The organism is Streptomyces sp. MCA2, assembly GCF_023544705.1.
GTDB classification, from domain to species: domain Bacteria; phylum Actinomycetota; class Actinomycetes; order Streptomycetales; family Streptomycetaceae; genus Streptomyces; species Streptomyces decoyicus.
The window spans coordinates 76,380-97,781 of sequence record NZ_JAMJFM010000004.1 but is presented as its reverse complement, the minus strand read 5'-3'; the positions used below and the strand labels follow the sequence as shown (position 1 = coordinate 97,781).

General features: G+C 70.7%; 18 protein-coding genes. 4 read left to right on the top strand and 14 right to left on the bottom strand.

The window, feature by feature from the left end; translation table 11 throughout:
• Positions 1 to 7 precede the first annotated feature (7 nt).
• On the top strand, positions 8 to 1,147 hold the full coding sequence (locus tag M8I34_RS04845) for an agmatine deiminase family protein (RefSeq protein ID WP_250048049.1): 1,140 nt from the start codon (positions 8 to 10) through the stop codon (positions 1,145 to 1,147).
• 81 nt (positions 1,148 to 1,228) lie between these two features.
• On the opposite strand, the gene M8I34_RS04840 is transcribed toward M8I34_RS04845, so the two are convergent.
• The 5 genes from M8I34_RS04840 to M8I34_RS04820 are packed head-to-tail and all read right to left on the bottom strand — an operon-like array spanning position 1,229 to position 7,303.
• Positions 1,229 to 1,768 (bottom strand): nuclear transport factor 2 family protein, encoded by a 540-nt coding sequence (locus tag M8I34_RS04840; protein WP_250048048.1) that lies wholly within the window; start codon positions 1,766 to 1,768, stop codon positions 1,229 to 1,231.
• The gene (locus tag M8I34_RS04835) at positions 1,752 to 2,573 is read right to left on the bottom strand and encodes a class I SAM-dependent methyltransferase (RefSeq protein WP_250048047.1); all 822 of its coding nucleotides are present in this window, start codon (positions 2,571 to 2,573) and stop codon (positions 1,752 to 1,754) included. Before M8I34_RS04835 ends, M8I34_RS04840 begins: the two co-directional genes overlap by 17 nt.
• A 22-nt stretch (positions 2,574 to 2,595) precedes the next feature.
• A complete protein-coding gene (locus tag M8I34_RS04830; protein WP_250048046.1) occupies positions 2,596 to 3,927 on the bottom strand; it encodes an MFS transporter in 1,332 nt (443 codons plus the stop codon).
• On the bottom strand, positions 3,924 to 5,936 hold the full coding sequence (locus M8I34_RS04825) for a PEP/pyruvate-binding domain-containing protein (RefSeq protein WP_250048045.1): 2,013 nt from the start codon (positions 5,934 to 5,936) through the stop codon (positions 3,924 to 3,926). Before M8I34_RS04825 ends, M8I34_RS04830 begins: the two co-directional genes overlap by 4 nt.
• Positions 5,933 to 7,303, bottom strand: coding sequence for an ATP-grasp domain-containing protein (locus tag M8I34_RS04820; protein WP_250048044.1), 1,371 nt, complete (start codon positions 7,301 to 7,303; stop codon positions 5,933 to 5,935). The genes M8I34_RS04825 and M8I34_RS04820 overlap by 4 nt, the downstream gene beginning before the upstream one ends.
• A gap of 332 nt (positions 7,304 to 7,635) precedes the next feature.
• On the opposite strand from M8I34_RS04820, the gene M8I34_RS04815 reads away from it, so the two are divergent.
• Both M8I34_RS04815 and M8I34_RS04810 read left to right on the top strand, forming a co-directional pair.
• Positions 7,636 to 8,919 (top strand): helix-turn-helix transcriptional regulator, encoded by a 1,284-nt coding sequence (locus M8I34_RS04815; protein WP_030982637.1) that lies wholly within the window; start codon positions 7,636 to 7,638, stop codon positions 8,917 to 8,919.
• A gap of 184 nt (positions 8,920 to 9,103) precedes the next feature.
• Positions 9,104 to 9,499, top strand: coding sequence for a hypothetical protein (locus M8I34_RS04810; RefSeq protein WP_250048161.1), 396 nt, complete (start codon positions 9,104 to 9,106; stop codon positions 9,497 to 9,499).
• Positions 9,500 to 9,648: 149 nt separating this feature from the next.
• Here M8I34_RS04810 and M8I34_RS04805 read toward each other — a convergent pair whose 3' ends face one another.
• The 4 genes from M8I34_RS04805 to M8I34_RS04790 all read right to left on the bottom strand — a co-directional run bounded on the left by M8I34_RS04805 (position 9,649) and on the right by M8I34_RS04790 (position 13,591).
• Positions 9,649 to 10,017 carry a hypothetical protein gene (locus M8I34_RS04805; protein WP_250048160.1) on the bottom strand — a complete coding sequence of 123 codons (369 nt, stop codon included), beginning with the start codon at positions 10,015 to 10,017 and terminating at the stop codon, positions 9,649 to 9,651.
• Between the two features lie 153 nt (positions 10,018 to 10,170).
• Positions 10,171 to 11,046 (bottom strand): CoA ester lyase, encoded by an 876-nt coding sequence (locus M8I34_RS04800; protein WP_267959177.1) that lies wholly within the window; start codon positions 11,044 to 11,046, stop codon positions 10,171 to 10,173.
• Between the two features lie 5 nt (positions 11,047 to 11,051).
• Entirely contained in the window at positions 11,052 to 12,113 is a 1,062-nt protein-coding gene (locus M8I34_RS04795) for a CoA ester lyase (protein ID WP_250048043.1), read from the bottom strand.
• A 179-nt stretch (positions 12,114 to 12,292) separates the two neighbouring features.
• Positions 12,293 to 13,591 (bottom strand): glycosyl hydrolase family 28-related protein, encoded by a 1,299-nt coding sequence (locus M8I34_RS04790; RefSeq protein ID WP_284049946.1) that lies wholly within the window; start codon positions 13,589 to 13,591, stop codon positions 12,293 to 12,295.
• 41 nt (positions 13,592 to 13,632) lie between these two features.
• Here M8I34_RS04790 and M8I34_RS04785 point away from each other — a divergent pair, with 41 nt between their 5' ends.
• The gene (locus M8I34_RS04785) at positions 13,633 to 14,361 is read left to right on the top strand and encodes a CDP-alcohol phosphatidyltransferase family protein (RefSeq protein ID WP_250048042.1); all 729 of its coding nucleotides are present in this window, start codon (positions 13,633 to 13,635) and stop codon (positions 14,359 to 14,361) included.
• Positions 14,362 to 14,427: 66 nt separating this feature from the next.
• Here the strand turns inward: M8I34_RS04785 and M8I34_RS04780 are convergent, their stop codons facing one another.
• The 5 genes from M8I34_RS04780 to M8I34_RS04760 all read right to left on the bottom strand — a co-directional run bounded on the left by M8I34_RS04780 (position 14,428) and on the right by M8I34_RS04760 (position 21,264).
• Complete coding sequence (locus tag M8I34_RS04780) at positions 14,428 to 14,862, bottom strand: adenylyltransferase/cytidyltransferase family protein (RefSeq protein WP_030079248.1); 435 nt, start codon at positions 14,860 to 14,862, stop codon at positions 14,428 to 14,430.
• A 22-nt stretch (positions 14,863 to 14,884) separates the two neighbouring features.
• A complete protein-coding gene (locus tag M8I34_RS04775) occupies positions 14,885 to 16,423 on the bottom strand; it encodes a fibronectin type III domain-containing protein (protein ID WP_250048041.1) in 1,539 nt (512 codons plus the stop codon).
• 88 nt (positions 16,424 to 16,511) lie between these two features.
• On the bottom strand, positions 16,512 to 18,083 hold the full coding sequence (locus M8I34_RS04770; RefSeq protein WP_250048040.1) for an oligosaccharide flippase family protein: 1,572 nt from the start codon (positions 18,081 to 18,083) through the stop codon (positions 16,512 to 16,514).
• On the bottom strand, positions 18,080 to 19,762 hold the full coding sequence (locus M8I34_RS04765) for a polysaccharide biosynthesis tyrosine autokinase (protein ID WP_250048039.1): 1,683 nt from the start codon (positions 19,760 to 19,762) through the stop codon (positions 18,080 to 18,082). The genes M8I34_RS04770 and M8I34_RS04765 overlap by 4 nt, the downstream gene beginning before the upstream one ends.
• Complete coding sequence (locus M8I34_RS04760; RefSeq protein WP_250048038.1) at positions 19,759 to 21,264, bottom strand: hypothetical protein; 1,506 nt, start codon at positions 21,262 to 21,264, stop codon at positions 19,759 to 19,761. Before M8I34_RS04760 ends, M8I34_RS04765 begins: the two co-directional genes overlap by 4 nt.
• Positions 21,265 to 21,402 lie beyond the last annotated feature (138 nt).

Sequence of the window (21,402 nt, the reverse complement as noted above, 5' to 3'; positions counted from 1 at the left end):
GCTGATCATGGATATATCCCGACGTCAGACACTGCAAGCGGCGGTCGTCGCCGCCGTCGGCGGGGCCTTGGGCGCCTGCGGCACCAAGGACAGCAGCGGGCCCGCGCCACACGACGGGCGCGCCGTCCCCGCGGGTGCGAAGCGGGCCGGCGGGTGGCGGCTGCCCGACGAGGCGCATCCGCACGAGGCGACCTACATGGCCTGGCCCACCCGCCGGATCTGGGGGCCGGAGATCACCGGCGTGCGCGACGACATCGCCCGTATCGCACGGACGATCGCCGAGTTCGAGCCGGTGGCCCTGCTGGCCAACGACGAGGAGGCACAGGCGGCCCGGCGGGCGTGCGGGTCCGGAGTGGAAGTCGTCCCGGCGCCGGTGGACGATCTGTGGATGCGGGACACCGGGCCGGTCTTCGTGCTCGGGCCCGACGGCGTCGCCGGAGTGGATCTCCACTTCAACGGCTGGGGCAACAAGCAGGAGCACGGCCGCGACAGCCGGGTCGCCCGCGCGATCCTGGACGACGAGCGCCTCACCAGGATCAAGGCACCGATCACCGCTGAAGGCGGGGCGGTGGAGGGCGACGGCCGGGGCACCCTGATGGTGACCGAGAGCTCCCTGGTCAACGACAACCGCAACCCCGGGATGTCCCGCGAGGACATCGAGCGGGAGCTCAAGGAACTGTTCGGCGCCACCACGGTGATCTGGGTCAAGGGCGTCAAGGGCAAGGACATCACGGACTATCACATCGACGCGCTGGCACGGTTCTCCGAACCCGGCGTCGTGGTCCTGAGCACCCCGGCGAAGAACGCCCGCCCCAACGAGTTCACCGGCGCCTACGAACAGGCCCGCAGGGTCCTGGACCGGGCGGTCGATGCCCGGGGGAAGCGGCTCGACGTCGTCGAGCTGCCCGAACCGGCCGACATCGGGCGCCGCGGGAAGGGGTTCCTGGCCTGCTATGCGAACTACTACGTGGTCAACGGAGGGGTCGTCATGCCCCGCTTCGGAGACAAGAAGGCCGACAGCAAGGCCGCGTCCCTGCTGCGGGAGCTGTATCCGGGACGGAAGGTGGTGCCGGTGCCCGTCGACCACCTCGGCGAGGGCGGCGGCGGTATCCACTGCTCCACCCAGCAACTCCCCAAGGCAGGCTGAACCTCACCGCCCGGGACGGCCGTCGCGGCGCTGAGGTGGCTTCGGTCATGGCAGCGAGAGGCCGCGTGGCCGGTGGCGGACTCAGCCGCGGCGCTGGCCGCCGGCCAGCTGATTGAGCGGGCCGTCCGTCAGCGTCCCGCGCTGATCCGCCACGACCGGCAGCCGCGCCATCGTCTCCGCCGGGAGGAGGCCGGTCTGGCCGAGCACCGCGGCCTGGTCCCAGTAGATGTGCTCGCCGGAGATCAGCGCGCCGTCGAACGAGACCACCGCGAGGACCGGGATCTCGACGCGGCGTCCGGTCGGCGGCACACCGGGGAGGATCCACGGCACCTCCACGTCATGGGTGAAGGAGACCAGCATTTCGTCGACGATCCGCGTCCCGCCCGTGGTGCGGGTCAGCGGGGCGATGGCGAAGTCCGCCGCGTTGTGGCCCACGAACCAGCGGCGGTAGAAGTGCCGCACGGACGCCCTGCCGCGGGCGCCCATGGCCGTGGGCACATGCACCACCTCCGGGTCGTCCGACATGGTGGCCATCGTCGTGTCGAGATCGAGAGTGCTGAACTCGCTGGTGGTGTGCAGCTCCCAGACACGCTCCCGTTCCCGGTCAGATGCACTGGTCACGGGCGGCCTCCTCGGTCTTCCATCCCCAAGCGGTGAGCATCCCGGGGGAGAGGCCGGCGCAGCGGGGCGACGACAGATCGCGCAGGGCCCGCTCGATCTGCGCCTCGTCCACCCGCCCCGTCGCCAGCATGGCGCCCCGTGCCCGCTCCCACGTCTCGGCCCAGAAGCGGCTGACGGCACTGCCCGGCACCAACGGCGGCACACGGATCTCGGCGGCCACCTGGCACAGGCCTTCCTCGTGCAGCAGCTGCGGGTAATCCGGTACCCAGGAGATGTCCGTGCCGATGGTCTCCCGCAGTGCCTGCCACATCGCCCGCATGACCGTGGTGTACGGGGTGCTCGGCGCGGTGGCGGACGTCAGGTCCACGGCGTCGCTGAGCACCAGCACACCATCGTCGGCGACCAGCGACGCCAGCTTGGCGATCATGCGGCGCCATGCGCGCAGATGCATCAGGACGAACCGCGCGTGGACCAGCTGGAACCGGCCGGGATCGAAGTCCGGCGCGGTGATGTCGGCGCTCAGCGCCGACAGACCCGGTGTGCCGTCCGCCGTGAGGAACCGGGTGTCACGGTCCACGGCGAGGACCGACGTGACACCGGCCGACTCCAGCAGCCACCGTGCGAGGGTGCCGGTTCCCGCGCCCACGTCCAGGCAGTTCCAGCCGGGACCGGCTCCCAACGCCGTCAACCGGGCGGCGCTCACCTCGTCGTAGGCGAGCGCTCCCAGGTCGATACGACCGGCCTCGCCGGTCTCTTCCGGGCGGAACATGCCTTCGCCGTAGCGCCCGGCATCGGTACCCCGCACGTCCCCAGTATGACGGTGACGCTCAGGGGTTTCCTGCTGTGGTGACCAGCTCCAGGGCCGGCTCCTCCTCCGGCCGCTTCCGGGGCCTTCCCGGGGCCCGCCGCAGGACCAGTTGCAGCACGAGCATCACCACGCCGGTCACCACCGCGCTGTGCCACAGCAGCGCGTCCAGCCGCCCGGCCGAGAGATAGGCACCCGCGGCCACGGCCGCCAGCGCACACACCGCCCGGTCCACGATGCTCTCGACGGAGAGCAGGGTGGCCCGTGGCGCACCCGCCGGGATCGCGTCGTTCACCAGCTTGCGCTGGAGCGGGTAGGCGAAGCCGGTGACCGCGGCGAACACGCACAGCAGGGCGATCACGGTCCAGGGCCCGCCGAGGGTGCTGCCCGCCAGCGCCGCCGCCATCGCGAGGCTGAGCAGCGAGACCCAGGCGACCGGTGACAGCCGCGAGCCGAGCCACTGGGGCCGGGCCGAGGCCACCGCCTCCGCGACGGTCATGGCGGCCAGCACACCGCCGTGCGAACCTTCGGGGATGCCGTGGTCCAGCAGCACCGGCTGGAAGAGGTTGACCTGGCAGATGCGCGAGAGCGTGAAGACGGCCACGCCCTGCACCATGAGCAGGGCGAGCCAGGGCGTCGCCCACACACAGCGCAGCGCCGTGGTGGCATCGCGGAGGAACGCGACCCCGCCGGGGGAAGTCTTCGCGGCCCGGTCCCGGCGGCCGTGGTCGGGCGCGGCGTGCCGCGGCAGCGCCATGGCGCAGACGAGCGAGCCCGCCGCGCTGGCGGCGCTCAGCACATACGGCGTGGGGTGTGCGACGGCCATCAACGGGCCGACCAGTGGCCAGCACAGCACCTTCGCGGCCAGACCCAGCGCCCGTGCCTGCCCCTCCGCCTTCAGATAGTGCTCTCCCGCACCCTCGGCCGCCAGGCCGTCGTAGAGATAGGCGCTGGCGGCGCCGGAGGTCAGCGAGCGGCCGGCGGCGATGGCCAGGAAGTGCACCAGGAAGCCGGTGTAGCTGGGGGCGAGGACCGGGGCCAGGTTCGCCGCGGTCATCACGACGGCACCGGCCCGCAGACAGTTGCGGGCACCGATGCGGTCGGCCACCATCCCGGTCGGGATCTCGAAGAGGCAGAACGCGACGTAGTAGATGCTCTGGATGCCGAAGATCTGGCCGTCGGAGAGCCCCGCCTCCCGCTGGTAGGCGTAGAAGACCGGCATCCACCACAGCAGATTGAACAGCAGCTGGAAGCCGTTGTTGAGCCTGATGATCCGACGGGCCCGCGGCGTCAGCGGCACCCCCGCGGCCCGGGGACCGCGGGCGCCTCGCAGACCGGAGAACGGGCGGATCACAGCGCGTAGGGGCGGATCTGGACCAGGCGGAAGTCCCCCTGATCGGTCATCAGCCACTCGATGTCCAGCGGATGGTCCACATCGGTGTCGCTGAAGTGGGACTGGAGCAGCCGGCCGGTCAGCGCCAGCCGGGCCAGCTTGTCCCGGGTGGCGACGGGCAGGTCCTGGCCGGTCGAGCCGAGCGCGACGGTGCGGCCGCCGCCCTCGACCGTGTTGTACAGGTACTGGAGCGGCAGCGTCGTTCCGTCGACGACCGTCTCGGGCGAGCCGGGGGAGCAGTTGAGGTAGACGTTGCGGAAGTCCGTGCGCTTGGTCGGGTTGCAGGTCACCAGGACACCGCCGAGGTCCGCGGGCACATACCGCTGGATGATGACGCCCATGTAGGTGTCGTCGAGGGAGATGCCCGCCTGGTGGCGCAGCCGGACGCTGCGCGGCGACAGCAGGGAGGCCCACACCTGGCGTACCGCGTCCAGGAGTTCGTCCGGGCCGTGCACGGTGGTGACCGAGTCGTAGACCCCGGCAGCGGAGAACCCCGGGAGGTCCTCGGCGTTGGAGGAGGAGCGCACCACGAGACGGTTGGCCGCGTCGGGGCCGTCGGGCAGCGCCTGGGTGATCTGGCGGGTCACCTCGTCGGGCATCGGGGTGTTCCGGATGAGCTGCTGAAGGTGCAGACAGAGCGCGTCCACCACGTCGACGGCATCGAGTTCGAGCGCCATCTTCAGCTTGCCGATGCCCTGTTGCACGGCCGGGGAGGACGTCAGGAAGCGGTGCTGGAGGGCGAAGGGGAGAGCGATCCCGTCGGGCGCGGCGATGGTGCCGGCCACGAAGTCGGCCGCCAGCGACTGGAGTTCCCCGGGGGTCGCGCCGGGGGTGCCCAGACGGGCCGCGAGGTGGCCGTAGAGGTCGGCGCGGGGCGGCCTCGGCTGCCCGTAGAAGGCGGTGAGGTCGGCGGAGCGGCTGTCGAGGACGTGATGGAGCTCCCCGAGGCTGGCCGCCTTGGTGCCGTACCGGTCCTGGTCCGCGCGGCGCAGCCGGTGCAGGTACAGCGCGGGTACGTCCTCCAGCAGCGGCGGCTCCATCCGGATCCGCTGCTGGTGCCAGGCCGGGGCCTCCAGCGACGGGACATGGGCCAGCGGGGCGAGGGTGATCTCGTCGTCCTGCACCCGGTAGCGGATCCAGGCGCCGTCCAGGCCGTCCGCCTCGACGAGCCGGTCCAGATCGCGGACGATCGCGTTGGGGATGCCCCAGCCGGAGGCGAGGACATTGGTGTGCGAGAGCGGCGTGCCGGGCGCGGTGTTGAGGAAGCCGGCCACCCGCGGCACATCGTCCGGCAGCGACGGCATGGCCACGATGTCGGACCAGCCGAGCTCGGCGGCCGCGGCCGCGTACTCCTCGGGGGTCCGGAAGTAGCGGAGCCGGCCGATGGCCTCGCCGGGGTTCAGCGGGGTACGGGTGCGGTTGCCGAAGAGTTCATGACCGAGGATCCGCGGCACCCGTACGTCGCTGATCGCGGCGAGCTCGTGCTCCTGCCCGTGGTTCGCCGGCTTCAGCAGCAGCGGCAGCCGGCCGTCGACCCGGTGCCGGACGAACGTGTAGAACTCCTCCAGCAGCCTGCCGTTCATGGTGTCGGCCTCGGTCGTCTCCAGGACGAGGAAAGGCCGCTCCCGTCCCTCGGCGTCCTCGTCGGTGTGCAGCGAGAGCACACCCAGCAGGAAGCGGCGCTCGGGGTCCATGTAGACCGAGGCGTTGAAGGCGTCCAGGCAGGAGTCCAGCGCGTCCAGCTCCATGCCGAGGACACGGGTGGCGATGTAGTTGACGTGGAACGGATGGGCAGCCGTGTCGAGCAGATGCCAGGTGTTCTCGATGCGGTCCACCACGACCTTGAGGTACGGGTGGCCGGCCAGGACACCGGAGAGGGTGCGGAAGAGCGGCAGGGAGAGGTTCTCGCCGACGACGGTGCGATCGGTGAGCGGGCCGGGCGCGCCGGCGGGCAGGACGGTGGTGGTCATGACTGCGCCTCCGTGGTGCCGTGGGGGAGGACCTTGGGAAGGGCGTCCACCAGGGTCCGGAAGTCGCGGATCACGGTCTCCGGGTCGGTGGCCGACAGCAGGCACAGCGCCGCCATGGTGTTGGCGCCCGCGGCCGGGTCGTACACCGGCACCAGCGTCCCGTCCGGGAGCGAGTTCTCGGCCACCACGGACAGCCGGCTGCCCGCGCTGAGCGGCACGTTGTCGTGCACCGTCGGGAAGTCCCAGATACGCCGGTCCGGCCAGGCGTCACCGGCGCCGTCGACGGCCAGGACGACCAGCGAGCCGGCCGCGCCGTGTGCCTCCTGCGGCGTGCGGGCCTCGGCGGGCCAGGAGACCGGACGGCCCAGCAGGTGGTCGGTGAGCATGCCGATCAGGTCCAGGCCGAAGACCTCCTCGATCTGCGGGACGGTCATCGCGCCGCCGAACCGGGCGGCGGTCTCGATCACCCACATCCGCCCGTCGGCACCGAGCTTGATCTCGGTGTGCGTACCGCAGTTGCGCAGCCCCAGCGCGTCGACGGCATCGCGCGCCAGGGCCACGATGCGCCGCTGGGCATCGTGCGGCAGCGCGGCGGGCGTGATGCCGGCGCGTTCGGTGAACGGCTCCACGGTCGGCATCCGCCCGCTGAGGCAGACCGGACGGAAGTCCCCGTCCACGACGACGCCTTCGACGCTGACGTAGTCGCCCCAGCCCTCCTGGTCGAACCACTCCGCCGCGGTGCCCGGCACGATCTCCTCGACGATGAAGTCCGCCCCGGCACCGGCGACATGCAGCTCGGCGTACCCCAGCTGGGCGGATTCGGCCATCACCTCGCGCGCCCGCTCCCAGGCCGCCCGCACCTCGCCGGCGCAGCGGAGGGTGCGGTGCGCGGTGGAGCCGGCGCTCCAGGCGGCCTTCAGCAGCAGGGGGAAGCGGAGCGTGGCGGCCGCGTCGTGCAGATCCTGCTCGGTGGCGACGGGGCGGAACCGGGGCTGGGATATCCCCTGGTCCTGCCAGGTGCGCCGCATCATCCGCTTGTCGCGGGCGAGCGCACAGGAGTTGCCCGCCCCGGCCAGGCCGAGCTTCTCGCAGGCCTCCGCGACCGCGACGACGGCGTACTCGGAGAAGGTGACGACCGCTTCCGCGCCCACTTCCTGGGCCCGGGAGACGATCAGGGACACCAGGTCGTGTCGCTCGGACTCGGAAGGGATCAGGACCGAAGCACACAGCCGGTCCGCGGACGCGGCAACGGAGGGCGGGAGCGCGCTGAGCGCCAGCAGGTGCACTGCCGACCGTGCGGCGACCCGTGACAGGGCGTACCCCAAGGGCGGTCCGCCCTTGGCATACACGAACAGCACCTTGCTCACTGGAATCCGACTCCTCTTCATACGGGGATGGGCCATCGAACGGCCGAGGGCGCCGGATCTCACCGCCGGACGCCATGCTTCAAGCGAAGCAGCCGTGCGGCACACGGTTCCCCGCATCGGGCCGCAACCGCTCAGGCAAATGCCAGAGTTGTGGATACCGTCCATCCGCTGTGAAGGTTCCGTGATGCCGTATGGCGGCGGAGCAGCGCAGAGGCGCGCGGACGACGCCAGATCGGCCGAGAACCGGGCATGCCACGCAACGCTGAGGGATACGCATGGCGGTGGCGCGCCGTTCAAACCCGTTGAACTCTTCACCACAAAAGGGGCCCGTCGTGGACGAGACCAGTCTGAAGTCGCTGCTCGAACACCTCCCGGTGTCCTGGTGGGAGGCCGACCGTGAGCTGCGCGTGATCGACAGTGGGGGAGGAGCCTTCGATGACACGATGACGGCGCAGCGGTTCCTCGACACCGTGCGCCAAGAGCTCCCCGAGCCCGCCGCAGCGCCCGAAACCAGCCATTGGCAGGCACAGTTCGACGGTCGTGTCTTCGATGTGAACTGGGCTCTCGGCGTGCCCCGGCAGGGCCGCTCCCGTGGCCTGGCGGTGGAGGTCGGCACCCGCGCGGCCGGTGCCCGCCGCTACGACGCCTTCGCGGACCTCGCCCCCGCCGCGGCCTTCATCCGGGACGCGGACGGGCGTTACCTCTGGGCGAACCACGCCTACGCCCATCTGTACGGGACCACGCCGGAGCACATCATCGGCGAGTGCGTCGCGCACGTCGACGGCCCGGCCGACGCCGCGCAGGTCCTCGCCCTGGACCGGGAGGTTCTGGCCCGTGGCAAGCCCGTGCGGCACACCCTCACCTATCACCGCGCCGACGGCAGCAGCGGGCAGGCGGCCGGCCATCGCTTCCCCGTCAGGGAGGCGGGTCAGACCTGCGTCGCGGGCATCTACGTCGACATCAGCGACTACACCCGCGCCCTGCGCCAACGCCGGGAGGCCGAGGAGAGTCTGCATGCGCTGCGCGATCACAGCGGCCTGGCGTGCGCGCTGATCTCCGCGGGCGGACGGATCCAGCAGGCGAGCGCGGCGGCCGCCGAGCTGTTGCAAACCCGCCTGTCGGACCTCGTCGGCCGCCGCGCGCACACCGTGCTGGCGCCCGCCTCGGAATTACCGGGACTGCGCCGCGGCTGGCACGATCTGATAGCGCGCCGCAGCCGGCGGATCCAGACCTCCGCCGTGCTCCTGGACGGCCGAGGCCGGCAGCGCCGCGCCCGGCTGCATCTCACGACGGTCGGCCGGAGCGCGGCCCGCGCCACGAGCGTCTGGGCGGTCGTCACCCATCAGGGACTCGCCCATGACGCGCATCCTCAGCTGACGGCCAGTCAGGTCCGCATCCTGTCCCTGCTGGCCGCCGGCCGCAGCAACGCCGAGATCGCCACCTCCCTGCACCTCTCCCGGCAGACCGTCGACTACCACCTCAGCCGCCTGCGCGACCTCCTCGACGCCCCCACCAGACCCGCCCTCGTCGCCCGCGCCTATGTCCTGGGCATCCTCGACCCCCAGACCTGGCCGCCGCGCTCGGCCACGGCCTGCCATCCGCACAGCGCCACTTGAGGGGTGGCACGCCGGGCCCCTGTTCCCCGGGGCGGCGAAAAACTGATTGTTGGGCCACCCGGCTGATTGTGGCCGGCGGGCGTTTTGCTCCCCGCGGGTTGAACGGTGGTGCGGGCCGACAACGGCAGCACGATACGTGTGGCATCAGCAGGATGAAGAGGCGAGGAGCGTCGTGAGAAGAACTATGCGGGCGGGAACCATCGTCGGGGCGTGCGGCCTGGTGCTGCTCGGCAGCGGGGCCGCTCAGGCGGTGACCATTCCGGACTCCCTGCTGTCGGCAGTGACGGACGCCGATATCGGCACCGTGACCGGCACGGTCCAAGGGGTGATCTGCAACAACCGCCTCGGCCATATCCACTACAAGTCGCCGGTGCTCCTGTCGGGCCACGGCTGCATCAACGGGCCGGTAAACAGCGGCAACAGCCTGCACAGCGGTAACTTCGTCAACCACGGGAACCCGAACAACAGCGGTAATCTCGCCAACACCAACGGGTCCACCAACAGCGCCGACTCCGTCTCGGGCGCTTCGACGGGCAGCGACAACAACGTGCAGAGCGTCCTCGGACTGCTCTTCCACTGATCCGGATACGGCGCTTGACGGAGACGTCGAGCTCGCGCACCGTCATATGATCGCCCGGCGAAACCGCCGGGCGATCGCCCGTTTCCGGCCCCGCAACCGAAAGAACGGCCCCCGGAAGCCGGGGGCCGTTCTTTCGGATCAGCGTGCGGTCACGAAGCCTTCTGCGTGTTGCCGCCGCCGAGGGCCTGCGCGTTATTGCTGCTCTTCGTCGTCGGGCCGGTTGTCTCGTCCTTCGAGTTGGTGTTTCCGATGGTGTTGGTCGGGCTGCCGCTGTTGTTGATGCTGCCGCCGGAGATGCGAACGTCCCCTCCCCTGGGGTTTCCGCTTCGCAGCGGCCCGTTGACGCAGAATCTGGCTCGCGGTCCGCAGCGGAACGAGGCGTTGACCCTCTGGACGGTGTCGCTGTTCGTGATCCTGTCCCCGCCGGACGAACCGGCCCATGCCTGGGCGGGCGCGACCCCTCCGGCGGCCAGGAGCAGACCGCAAGCCCCTGTAATCACGAAGTTGATGCGTGCCATGTTCTTCACAGTGTGCTCCTGCACCTCATGGTTGGTCCCCGGGATGTTGCTATCCCGGATGCCCGCATCCACCAAGCAGGAGCAACGGCCCGTCCTGCGTATTCACCCTGTCCGATCATGGGATTCACCGGGACGGCCGTCGGCGGCACACCCCTATGCGCGCCCGGCGAGCGCTTCGGCGAGGGCGAGGATCCTGCGGGCGTCCTCGACATGAAGGTTCTCGATCAGCCTGCCGTCGACGGTGACGACGCCGCGTCCCTCTCGGGTGGCCTCGTCGAAGGCGTCGATGATCTTCCGCGAGCGGGCGATCTGTTCCGTCGACGGGGCGAACACCCGGTTGCAGGGTTCGACCTGCGACGGATGGATGAGCGTCTTCCCGTCGAAACCGAACTGCCGCCCCTGGACGCACTCGGCCTCGAACCCCTCGGGGTTCTTCACGTCGTTGTAGACACCGTCCAGGATCACCTTGCCGGACTCACGGGCCGCCAGCAGCGCCAGCGACAGCCCGGTCAGCAGCGGGGCCCGGCCGGGGACGTGCTCGGCGTGCAGCTCCTTCGCCAGGTCGTTGGTGCCCATCACCAGCACCGTGAGCCGCTCGCCGGCCGCGGCCACCGCGCGGGCGTCCAGCATCGCGCGCGGCGTCTCGACCATGGCCCACACGGCCGTATGGTCCGGAGCGCCGGCGGCCTCCAGGGCTCGCTCGACGTCCCGTACGGTCTGGGCGGAGTCCACCTTGGGCACCACCACGGCGTCCGGACCGGCCTCGGCGGCGGCCCGGAGGTCGTCGGCGTGCCACTCGGTGCCCGGTCCGTTGACCCGGATCGTCACCTCGCGGTAGCCGTACTCGCCCGAGGCCGCGGCCGCCGCGACCCGCATACGGGCCTCGGCCTTGGCCTCGGGGGCGACGGCGTCCTCCAGGTCGAGGATGAGCGCGTCGGCGGGCAGGGACTTGGCCTTCTCCAGGGCGCGTTCGTTGGCGCCGGGCATGTAGAGCACGGAGCGGCGCGGCCGCAGGATCGCGTCGGACACGGTACTTACTCCTTTTCGGCCGCGGCGTAGGCGTCGCGCAGCTCGGGGTCGCGGGTGGCGAGGGCGGCGGCGAGTTCGGCGACCACCTGGCACTGCTTGTAGGTGGCGTCGTCCTGCATCTTGCCGTCGATCATCACCGCGCCGGTGCCGTCGCCCATCGCCTCGATGACCCGGCGGGCCCAGGCGACATCGGCGGGAGCGGGCGAGAAGACCTTCTTGGCGATGGCGATCTGCACCGGGTGCAGGCTCCAGGCGCCGACGCAGCCGAGCAGGAAGGCGTTGCGGAACTGGTCCTCGCAGGCGGTGGTGTCCTTGATGTCACCGAACGGCCCGTAGTACGGCAGGATGCCGTGCGCCGCACAGGCGTCGACCATGCGCGCGAGGGTGTAGTGCCACAGGTCCTGCTGGAAGGTGGCCCGCGGCGCGGCACCGTCCGCGCCGTGCGGGTCCTCCCGGACCAGGTATCCGGGGTGGCCCCCGCCCACCCGGGTGGTCTTCATCCGGCGGCTGGCGGCGAGGTCGGCGGGGCCGAGCGAGATGCCCTGCATCCGGGGGCTGGCGCCGGCGATCTCCTCGACGTTGGCGACGCCGGTGGCGGTCTCCAGGATGGCGTGCACCAGGATCGGCCGCTGGACCTGCGCCTTCGCCTCCAGCTGGGCCAGCAGCCGGTCGACGTAGTGGATGTCCTCGGCGCCCTCGACCTTGGGCACCATGATGACGTCCAGTTTGTCGCCGATCTCGCCGACGAGGGTCACCAGGTCGTCCAACGCCCAGGGGGAGTCGAGGCTGTTGACCCGGGTCCACAACTGCGTGTCGCCGAAGTCCGTGGCCTTGGCGATCTTCACCAGGCCCGACCTGGCCGCTTCCTTGCGGTCGGCGGCGACCGCGTCCTCCAGGTTGCCGAGCAGCACGTCCACGGTGGGCGCGATGGACGGGACCTTCGCGGCCATCTTCTCGTTGCCCGGGTCGAAGAAGTGGATCATCCGGGACGGCCGGAACGGTACCTCGCGTACCGGAGTCGGCGCCCCGACGGCCAGCGGGCGGAAGAAGTCCTTCGGAGAGCGCATGCAGTCTCCCTGGTCGGCTCGGAGGGCGGTCTGCCGCCGGGTGCCCGGCGGCGCCATTCGCGCCTCACTCTAGGCCCGCACGGCGAGAAAGCTACTGGCCAGTATGTGTGCCGTTGATCACCGTGCGGCAGCGGGCGGCGTCGCCCCCCGCCTCCGGTTCCCGCCCGCCCGCGGCCCGCTCAGGCCCCCAGGCAGTCGACGAACCGCACCCGGTCGCCCGCGCCCTTGATGAAGTCCTGCGGGGAGTGGTTGCGCAGGCGGCACATGTCGTAGCGGGCCCGGGGACCGGACCCCCCGTCCGGCTCGTACGCGTGCTGCCCGGACAGCTGGCACGAGTCGTAGCGCACGAGCGGGCCCTGGGCTCCGACGCGGTAGCGGTGCGGGCTGCTCTCCTCCGCGAAGGATTTGAACGCGTTCGCGGTGTCGTCGCAGTCGTTGAAGTGCACCGTGCCGCTGTCCCAGGCGCAGTCGATCACGACGGTGTCCGGGTCGCGCACCTCGAAGCGGATGTCCTCGGCGTGGAAGTGCTGCACGGAGTCGTGGTGCGGACCCCGCGGAAAGCGGAAGAAGGTGCTGGTGCGCCCGTAGTCGTCGGAGCCCTCGGGGCGGCGCCCGGTGACGATGTAGGAACCACCGCGGCAGGTGATGGAACCCCCGTAGGGGAACTCCAGGAAGTTGCCCCAGGCGTACTCGACCTTCATGTCGTTGAACCAGTAGTTGAGGAACTGGTCCTGTTGCGTGCGGCTCAGCGACTTCTGGGACAGGCCGGAGTACAGGAACGCCTTGCGGTAGGCGCCGCCCACCCGGCAGGCGTCCCAGCGCATCTCCGAGTTGGTGTTGCTGCCGTCGAGAGCGACCCCGTAGGTCCACTCGCCGGTCCACTCGCATTCGGTGAAGCGGTAGTCCTGTGCCTGGCCGGTCGAGTAGGAGTAGAAGAACGAGGCGCCGGGGGTGGCGGCGGCGAAGCCGATCTGCTCGAACATCACATTGGCCCAGCTGTCCTCGTTGCGGCACAGGTAGGCGTTCTCGGCCTGGTGCGGGGCGAAGAGCAGCTGGGTCATGCGCTTGCCGGCGCCGCGGAACCGTAAGCCGTTGGCCTTGAGCTTTCCTCCCTGGGCGTTGAGCAGCGCGTTGGGTGCACGGATGAGGTACGTGCCGGCCGGTATGTCGATCACGGTCCGGCCGACGTGGTCCCACACCCGGCCGGCCGCGTAGGAGTAGGCGCGGGCGAACGCCCGGCTGTCGTCGGTGCGTCCGTCGCCCTTGGCGCCGAAGTCCGCCACCACGTCGATGACGTCCTTGCCCTTGGGCTTGTGGCCGGTGACCACGGGGGCCTTGGCGTCGTCGGAGGACTGCCGGGAGGCAGCGGACGGCTGGGAGTCGCACCCGGTGAGGGCGGCGGCCAGCGCGGCGGCGGTGCCCGCCAGCATCGTCCGGCGGGTGGCGGCACCGGTTGACGGGGAGGTTCTGCCTGCCATGATGTTGCTCCTTCGGGGGGTCCATTCATCAGGTGGGGGACATGAGCCAGTTCGGGTATGCGATCGGACAGCTGTCGGCGGCCCAGAAATCAGCGAAGGGGGTGTCCCTCTACTCGCGTTATGTGAACCGGCCGGCCGGACGGGTGTTGGCCGCCGCGGGCTACACCCTGAAACTGACACCCAATCAAGTCACCATGATCAGTGCGGTGTTCACCTTCGCCGGCGTGGTCATGATTGCGACGCTGCGCCCCTCGCCCGCTGTGGCGGCCGGGATATTCGCGGCCCTGGTACTCGGCTTCGCCCTCGACTCCGCCGACGGACAGCTCGCCCGGCTGACCGGAAACGGCAGCGCAGCGGGGGAGTGGCTGGACCATGTGGTCGACTGCGCGAAGATGCTGGCCCTCCACATGGCCGTGCTTCTCTCGTTCTACCGCCACTTCGGTTTCTCCGACCCTCGCTATCTGCTGATTCCCGTCGCGTTCCAGTTCGCCGCGGTGATGGTCTTCTTCGGCGGCATCCTCACCGAACAACTCAAACGCGCCGACCGGCTCAAGAGCGGCGCCGGCCCCGCGCCCGCGGCACCGGCATCCACGCTGCGCTCCGTCGCTCTGCTTCCCGTCGACTACGGGGTGTTCTGCGCGATATTCCTGTTGTTCGGCAGCCGGGAGGTGTTCATGGTGCTGTACTGCGCCCTGTTCGCCGCCCATGTCCTCTTCATGGTGGCCTTCCTGGTCAAGTGGTACCGCGAATTGTCCGCCCCCGGCCGCTGACGGGCCGGGGACGGACAATTCACCAGGGCGAGCGGCCTGGACAGGGCGTCGGGCCGCCGCAACGGGTCACGCCGAATTCGCGAGCCCGTCGAGCACCTTGCGCAACAAGGAGCTGGAGGTGTGCACGGTGTAGGGGAAATAGATCACATCGACCCCGACCGTCGCGAAATCCCGTTCGAGCTTGTCGCCCTTGCTCGTTCCCCGCCAGTCGTCGCCCTTGAAGATGACGTCGAACCGCACCTGCTGCCAGGTCTCCAGTTTGTCGGGCACCGTCTCGACGAACGCCGCGTCCACGAAACGGACACTGCGTACGATCTCCAGCCGCTCGGTGAGCGGAATAACCGGTGCCTTTCCCTTGGCCTGCGTGGCCATTTCGTCCGACACCACACCCGCCACCAGATAGTCGCACTGGCTCTTGGCGTGCCGGAGAATGTTCAGGTGCCCGACGTGGAAAAGGTCGTAGACCCCGGGCGCATAACCTACTCGGTGTGTCTGTGTCATTTACCCCCCACTCGCCGTGCGGTCAGTTTCTGGCGGTCACATAGACCGGGCCGTTGCGACCCGAGACATTCGTGCCGTCGGTGACCTCGATCGAGTAACGGTGCTGGGACCCGGGCTCCACGGTGTCCGTGAAGCTCATGTCGGGCCGGTTCCAGTAGCGCGAGTCCTGGTCGAGCGAGGTCAGATAGGTGCCGTCGCGGTAGATCTTGTAGGTCAGGACGCCGTCGTCCCGGTCCCACGAGGCCTTCCAGTTCAGCGTGATCTTGCCCCGGGACCTGCTCGCGCCGCTGAGCAGCGGCACCTGCGGCGCCCCGGTGTCCGGACCCGCCGCGAACCGGGTGAGGCTCTGCTGCGGTGCGTCGTTGACGGTGGTGAACTCGCCGCCCGCCCACAGGATGCCGTCCGCCGCGGTCAGCGCCCGCGGGCCGATCTGCTCGCCGATCCCGTCGTTGGTGTCCGGGAACCACGGCAGGATGGTCTTGTCGGAGATCGACTGCGCCAGGAAGTGCTGGCGGTTGTTGATGTCCGTGAAGCCGCCCGGGGTGTTGGAGCAGTCGTGGGCGTGCGAACCGCTGTAGAGCACGCCCTTGTACGGCAGCACCGCCTGGGTGGCGCCCAGGCAGGTGTCCTTCCACAGCTGTGCGCCGTCGGACAGCCGTCCGGCCGCCCGGCCGTCGAAGACCCCGCCGCCGGTGCCCTCGGCGCCCAGGTAGAAGTTGGTGCCGTCGTTGACGAGCGTCTTGACGGCCGACCGGTTGGGGATCCAGCCGGTGAAGGAGTTGACGACCTTGCCGGTGGTCGCGTCCAGCCCGGCCAGCGCGTGCACGCCGAACAGGCTCCCGTTCACCGAGGTGAACCGGCCGCCGATGATGACCTTGTTGAGCTGGGGCGCGACCGTGATGGCGTTGACCCCCGGTGTGGGGTCGTTGCCGATCGAGGAGCCACGGATCGTCGCCTTGAACGGCAGCAGGGTGCTGTCGGGCCGCAGTGCGGCGATCCGCTCGCGGGTCTGCCCCTGGACGGTGGCGAACCCACCGCCGAGGTAGACGGCGTCGTCGGTGACGTCGATGGCCCGTACGGTCGAGCTGACCGTCGGCTTCCAGTCCGCACCGATCGTGCAGTCGGAGGTGTCGAGGGCGGCCGTGTTGGACCGCCCCACGCTGCCGGCCTTCCCGAACGAGCCCCCGATGTAGATCATCGAGCCGTCGGGCGAGGCCTTCATGGCCCGGATGGTGCCCGTGCCGCCGGTGAACGCCGGGGCGCACGGCAGCGGTTCACCGGTCTTGGCGTCGAAGGCGGCGAAATTCGTGCGGGCGACCTCACCGGTGCCCGGGGCGGCGCCCGGCGGCCGGATGTGGCTGAACGTGCCTCCTACGTACACGATGCCCTTGGCGTAGGCCATGGCCCACACGATGCCGTCGGTCTGCCAGGTGCTCAGCGGATCGGCGGTCAGTGTGGTTTCGCCGGTGGCCTGAGCGGGACCGGCGGAAAGAGCCGTTGCTGCGGTACCCAGTACCGCGGCCGCGAGCAAGAGATGGACGGGTCTGCTTCTTTGGCGCACAGGTCCCCCCTGGAAGCATGGCGCGATGGGAATTGTCAGGATAGGAAGCCGGAACGAGACGAGTTCTGTGCGGAAATGAGCCCAGTGTTCATCGCGAGTTTTCCGAACCACGCTTGCGTAGCGCCCCGAAAAACTCCCCTACCCCCAGCGGCAAACGATAGCGCCAGACGGCGGCCCCGAAAGCCCCAATGGACAAAACAATTCCCAAGAACGCACCAGGAACGTTGTCCCCGAGAAATGTCCGCATGGCGAACACCGGGAGCGCCACCGCCACGACGCCGACTAGCGCGGCGTACACATAACCCCGGTCGACGGTGCCGAAGCCCAGCCGGTAGCGGGCCAGCAGCGCCGAGGCGCCGTTGTCCACCACGATCGCCAGGCCCCAGGAAACCGCGGCCCCCAGCACCCCGTACCGCGGCACCAGCCATACCGCGCTGCCGAGTTGGACCACGAACGCGGCGCCGGCAACAGCCAGATTCCAGACACTCCGTCCCGCCATGAGGATGACCGTCTGCGCGTTGCCCACACCGACGTTGACCAGGCAGGCCGCCGCCAGCACCACCAGGCTCGGCGCACCTCCGGAGAAGCCGGGCCCGAAGAGCGACAGCACGGTGCGCGGGTAGGCGGCGAGGACCAGGAACACCGGCCAGGAGAAGAGCGCGATCCAGCGTGTCGACAGCCGGTGCAGATGATGGGCCCCGGGTGTGTCGCCGCCCGCGACAAGACGGCTGATCTGGGGAGCGACCGCCAGCCGGATCGCCAGTTGGAGCAGACTCCCTGCGGTGACCAGACGGCCGATCGCGGTGTAGACACCGGCCTCGGTGGCGGTGCCCAGCACCGACAGCAGGATCACACCGATCCACACCGCGGTGATGTCGAAGACCGAGGAGACCGCCCGCGGACCGGCGAAGGCCCAGAACTCCCGTGCCTGCGGAGGCGGCCGGCCGGTGCCCGGGTGCGTACGGCAGGACCTGCGCAGCGAGATGCCCGCCGCCACCGCCCCCAGCAGCCCCGGCACGAGCCAGGCCGCGGAGAGCGCGGCCACGCTCGGCGCGAGCAGCACCAGCGGCACGGCGAGCAGCACCCGCAGCGCCGGTTTGCCGATCTGCTCCACGCCCACGAAGGGCACCACCGAACCGAACCCCCGGGTGGCCCCGAGCAGCACCAGCGCCACCGTCGTCACCGGGAGGAACACCGCGAACAGCCGCATCAGCGCGGCGGCTTGGCCCGGCTCCAGATCGGGCAGCAGCAGACCGGCGAGCCCGGGGGAGAACAGCAGCACCGCCGCCCCGGCGGCGCTCGCCAGCAGCGTCGGCAGCACCGAGATCCGCAACAGCCCCGGTACACCGGCGCCGCCGCTCAGTTCGAGGTCCCGGGAGACGAAGCGGACCAGGGCGGTATCGGCCCCCAGCTTCAGCGCATTGCTCAGGATGGTGAAGGCCGCGACACCGGTGAAGACCGCACCGGCCCCGCGGGCCCCGAGCCCATGGGTGACGACCGCGACGAGGACGAACCCGAACAGCGCGTTCGCGGCCGAGCCCGCCAGGCCGAAGAGACTGCCGCGTGCGGTCGTGCCGACCCCGCGCCCGGCGGCCGCGGCCGGTCCGGGTGCCGTCGGCGCGGGCCGGCCGCCGGGGCCGGCCGGGCGGATGGCCGTCACCTGCGCAGCGAGGTGGTGTCGGTATCGAGGGACGCTCCGGCCGGCGCCGCGGGGCCGGAGCCGGGCGGGGGCGGGCCGGGCAGCTGAGGCGGGGCCACCACGGCGGTGTGCGGGCGGCTCCGGCCGCGCTTGCGGTGGGTCGGTCCGCCGTCCGACAGCCGGCGCAGCGAAGGACCGCGGCTGCCCTTGTCCAGGACGGCGCCCAGGATGTGCCCGCCGGCCCCGGTGATCAGCTCCCACACCCGGTCCAGATCGTCCCGCCGGACCTCGGTCAGATCGCAGACCACCACGACGCCCGCCGCCTGCTTGGCGACGGCCAGCCCGTCCGCATGCGACAGCAGCGGCCCGGTGACCACCACGACATTCTCGTTCGGCCCCGACGGCTCGTTCAGCAGCCGGGTGAACTGCGGTGAGGACAGGGCGCGTCCGGGGTTGGGCACCTCGCGGCCGGGCAGCAGATCGAAGCGTCCGTCGACGCCCGCGTCCACGGCGCGCCGCTCGCCGTCCGCCCAGCCGCCCGGCACCGGCCGGCCGTGACCGGGGTGCAGCGGCAGCCGCTGGGCCAGTCGGGGAGTGCGCAGATCGGCCTCGACCAGCAGGATGTCGTTGCCGATCTCGGCGAACGCACCGGCCAGGTTGACCGCGACCGAGACGGCATCCGCGTTCTCCCGGGGGGCGACGATCAGCAGACTGCCCCGCCCGGCGAACCGCTGGTCGTGCACCAGCCGGAAGGCGATCGTGCGGTAGGCCTCCGCACGGTTGCCGCGGCCGCTCCGGCCGACCTCCAGCAGCTCCGTACTGTCCTGCCGGCGCGGCAGGATGCCCAGCACCGGTGCCCGCAGGTTGTCCTGCACATCTGCCACCGACCGGACCCGCGGTTCCAGCACCGAGCGGACCCAGGCCGCCAGAATGCCCAGGACGAGACCGATCACGGCCCCGGTGAGCAACAGCATGACGAGACCGGGGCTCGACGGGAAGGCCGGCGGATCGCCCTTGCGGACGATGTCGCCCGGTGTGGTGTCGAGGGACTTGAGGCTGGATATCCGGCCCTGGAGATCCGCTATCTCCGACACCAGATTGCTGCGCTCGGACTCGTCGGTGGCCCGCCCCGCCCCGCCGCTCGCGCCCGCGATCCGCCGGTCCAGCACCTTGCGCTGTTCCTGAAGGGGCTTCAGCTCCGTGCCGAGCTTGCTGACGGTCTTGTCGATCCGCTGGGTCGCGGCGTCCTGGCGGTAGTCGAGGTACGCATGCACAAAGGCGTTGACGAGCGCGGACGCCCGGTCCGCGGAGTCCGCGCTGTACTCGAACATCAGGGTCTGGGTCTCGGGCGGATTGCTCACCCGCAGATCGCGCTGGAGCCCGGCCGGATCGGTGCGGATCCCCAGGGATTTCGCCGCGGCGGTCGCGACCGAGGCGCTCTGCGCGATCTGCCGCTCGGTGCCCATGCTGATCTGCTTGTCCGCCGAGACACCGCCGGCCTCGAAGGGTGCCGTACTGATCGCATGCACCACCACCTCACCGGTCGCCGTGTACGTCGAGCCGCCCAGCACCGACACGGCGGCGCCGCCGAGCATGCCCAGCACCAGCCCGAGCACCAGCAAAGCGCGATAGCGGAAGAGCTGGCGCAGCTGGTCGCGGATCTGGTCCGGCTCCTCCGCGGGCTCGTCGAAGACGCTCACGTACGTGCTCCTCCTGTGGGTAGAGACAAGGCGTCGCGCTGCGCCCGGGGCGCCGGTGCGTGTGCGGGCTGCGCCGCGGACGGCGGCAGGGCCCGCCGTCCCGCCTTACGAGTGATCAGCAGCGGGATGCACACCAGCAGCGCCAGCGGGCCCACGATGGCCATGAGACTGCCGCGCAGCAACACCAGCTGGTAGAAGCCGAACGCCGGTACCAGCAGCGCCGCGAGGGTGCCCCGGCGCCGCCGCAGCTGGTGCCGGAGGTGGTCGATGCGCCGCCCCACCGCGCCGACCAGGCCGAACACGGCGATGACCGACGGAAAGCCGGCCCACATATACGTCTCGACCCAGAGCGGCGCGGACAGATTGGTGAAGGTGTAGCCCGCGTGCCGGGCGAGGAGGATCCCCGCGTCGTCGGGCTTGCCGGGCCATGCGGCGCGCGGCACGAAGAACAGCGGGGGGCCCAGCGCGGCCGTCGGGGTGAAGCCATGGGTGCGGGCGTAGTCCACGCCCGTCTGGATCTGCTGGAACGCGTCATAGTCGCCGTTGGAGGTGAACTGCTCGGCGAGCGAGACGACATGGACGGGTTCCCGTTTGTCGTAGCGGAAGTAGTCGCTGTACGGGAAGACCACCAGCACGACGGCCGCCACGCCCGCCGCGCCGAAGCGGAAGGCCCGCGGCCCGCGCAGCCAGGACGCGCTGAAGACCAGCGCCAGCAGAACCGTTCCGGCCCAGAAGCGCGGCTGGCTGATGGGGTTGTTGACCACGACGTTCACCGCGATCATCAGCGGCAGCAGCAGCCACCGTAACCCGCGCAGGGTCCGGTCGCCCTGGGTGAACCGCGGCACATGCAACAGCGCCACCAGTGCCCAGAACGCCGGTACCGAAAGCGCCCAGGCCGCCATCGCCCGGTCCGCCGACCCGGCCGGTGCCGCCTGTGCCGCGGCCTCGTTGGCGGCCTGCCGGCTGAGGAAGAACGCCGACAACCCGCCCTGACCGGGAATCAGCACGACCGCCAGCAGCAGCGCCAGCCCGCACAACAGCAGCACCCGCCCCGGCGACAGCCGCCGGGCCAGCAGCGGTTCGAGGAACGTGGACGTACGCGCCGAACGCCACGACGCGAGCGCCGAGCCCGCGCTGTAGGCCAGAAGTCCGGTCTCCACCACCGCCGTTGTCACGAACGCGGTGTTCGCGTCGACGACGAAGCCCCGCGGATAGGCGTCCGTCGCGAGCATGGCCAGCGGCGCCAGCCCCAGCCAGACGTACGAGAAGAGCCAGAAGCCGAAGGCGATCACCCGGGCCCGGACATCCGTCAGCACCCGGGCCAGCGCCGCACCGGTGTGCACCACGACCACGCACTGCACGGCGAGCGCGGCACCGAAGCGGGCGTCCAGCGACTGAAGGATCACTACCGGCAGCAGCACCACGAGCAGCAGTGCCCAGCAGCACAGTGCGGCGATGCCGCGTACCGGCGTCATGGCACCCGGCCGACTCCCGTGCAGCATCCGCCCACCTCCCCCCAACTCCCCACCAGCGACCACAATGTAAGGGACATCGGGAAACAAGGTCGCCTTCGGGACACAATCGCAACCCAAATCACAGCCCGCGGGCCCCGGCGGGCTCCTACGATGACCGCACATCCA

What these genes read in the sequence shown, in the direction of transcription:
- M8I34_RS04790 (WP_284049946.1), bottom strand. Translation starts at nt 13,591, where the DNA reads ATGGCAGGCAGAACCTCCCCGTCAACCGGTGCCGCCACCCGCCGGACG.
- M8I34_RS04785 (WP_250048042.1), top strand. Translation starts at nt 13,633, where the DNA reads ATGAGCCAGTTCGGGTATGCGATCGGACAGCTGTCGGCGGCCCAGAAA.
- M8I34_RS04795 (WP_250048043.1), bottom strand. Translation starts at nt 12,113, where the DNA reads ATGCGCTCTCCGAAGGACTTCTTCCGCCCGCTGGCCGTCGGGGCGCCG.
- M8I34_RS04845 (WP_250048049.1), top strand. Translation starts at nt 8, where the DNA reads ATGGATATATCCCGACGTCAGACACTGCAAGCGGCGGTCGTCGCCGCC.
- M8I34_RS04810 (WP_250048161.1), top strand. Translation starts at nt 9,104, where the DNA reads ATGCGGGCGGGAACCATCGTCGGGGCGTGCGGCCTGGTGCTGCTCGGC.
- M8I34_RS04760 (WP_250048038.1), bottom strand. Translation starts at nt 21,264, where the DNA reads ATGCTGCACGGGAGTCGGCCGGGTGCCATGACGCCGGTACGCGGCATC.
- M8I34_RS04780 (WP_030079248.1), bottom strand. Translation starts at nt 14,862, where the DNA reads ATGACACAGACACACCGAGTAGGTTATGCGCCCGGGGTCTACGACCTT.
- M8I34_RS04825 (WP_250048045.1), bottom strand. Translation starts at nt 5,936, where the DNA reads ATGACCACCACCGTCCTGCCCGCCGGCGCGCCCGGCCCGCTCACCGAT.
- M8I34_RS04805 (WP_250048160.1), bottom strand. Translation starts at nt 10,017, where the DNA reads ATGGCACGCATCAACTTCGTGATTACAGGGGCTTGCGGTCTGCTCCTG.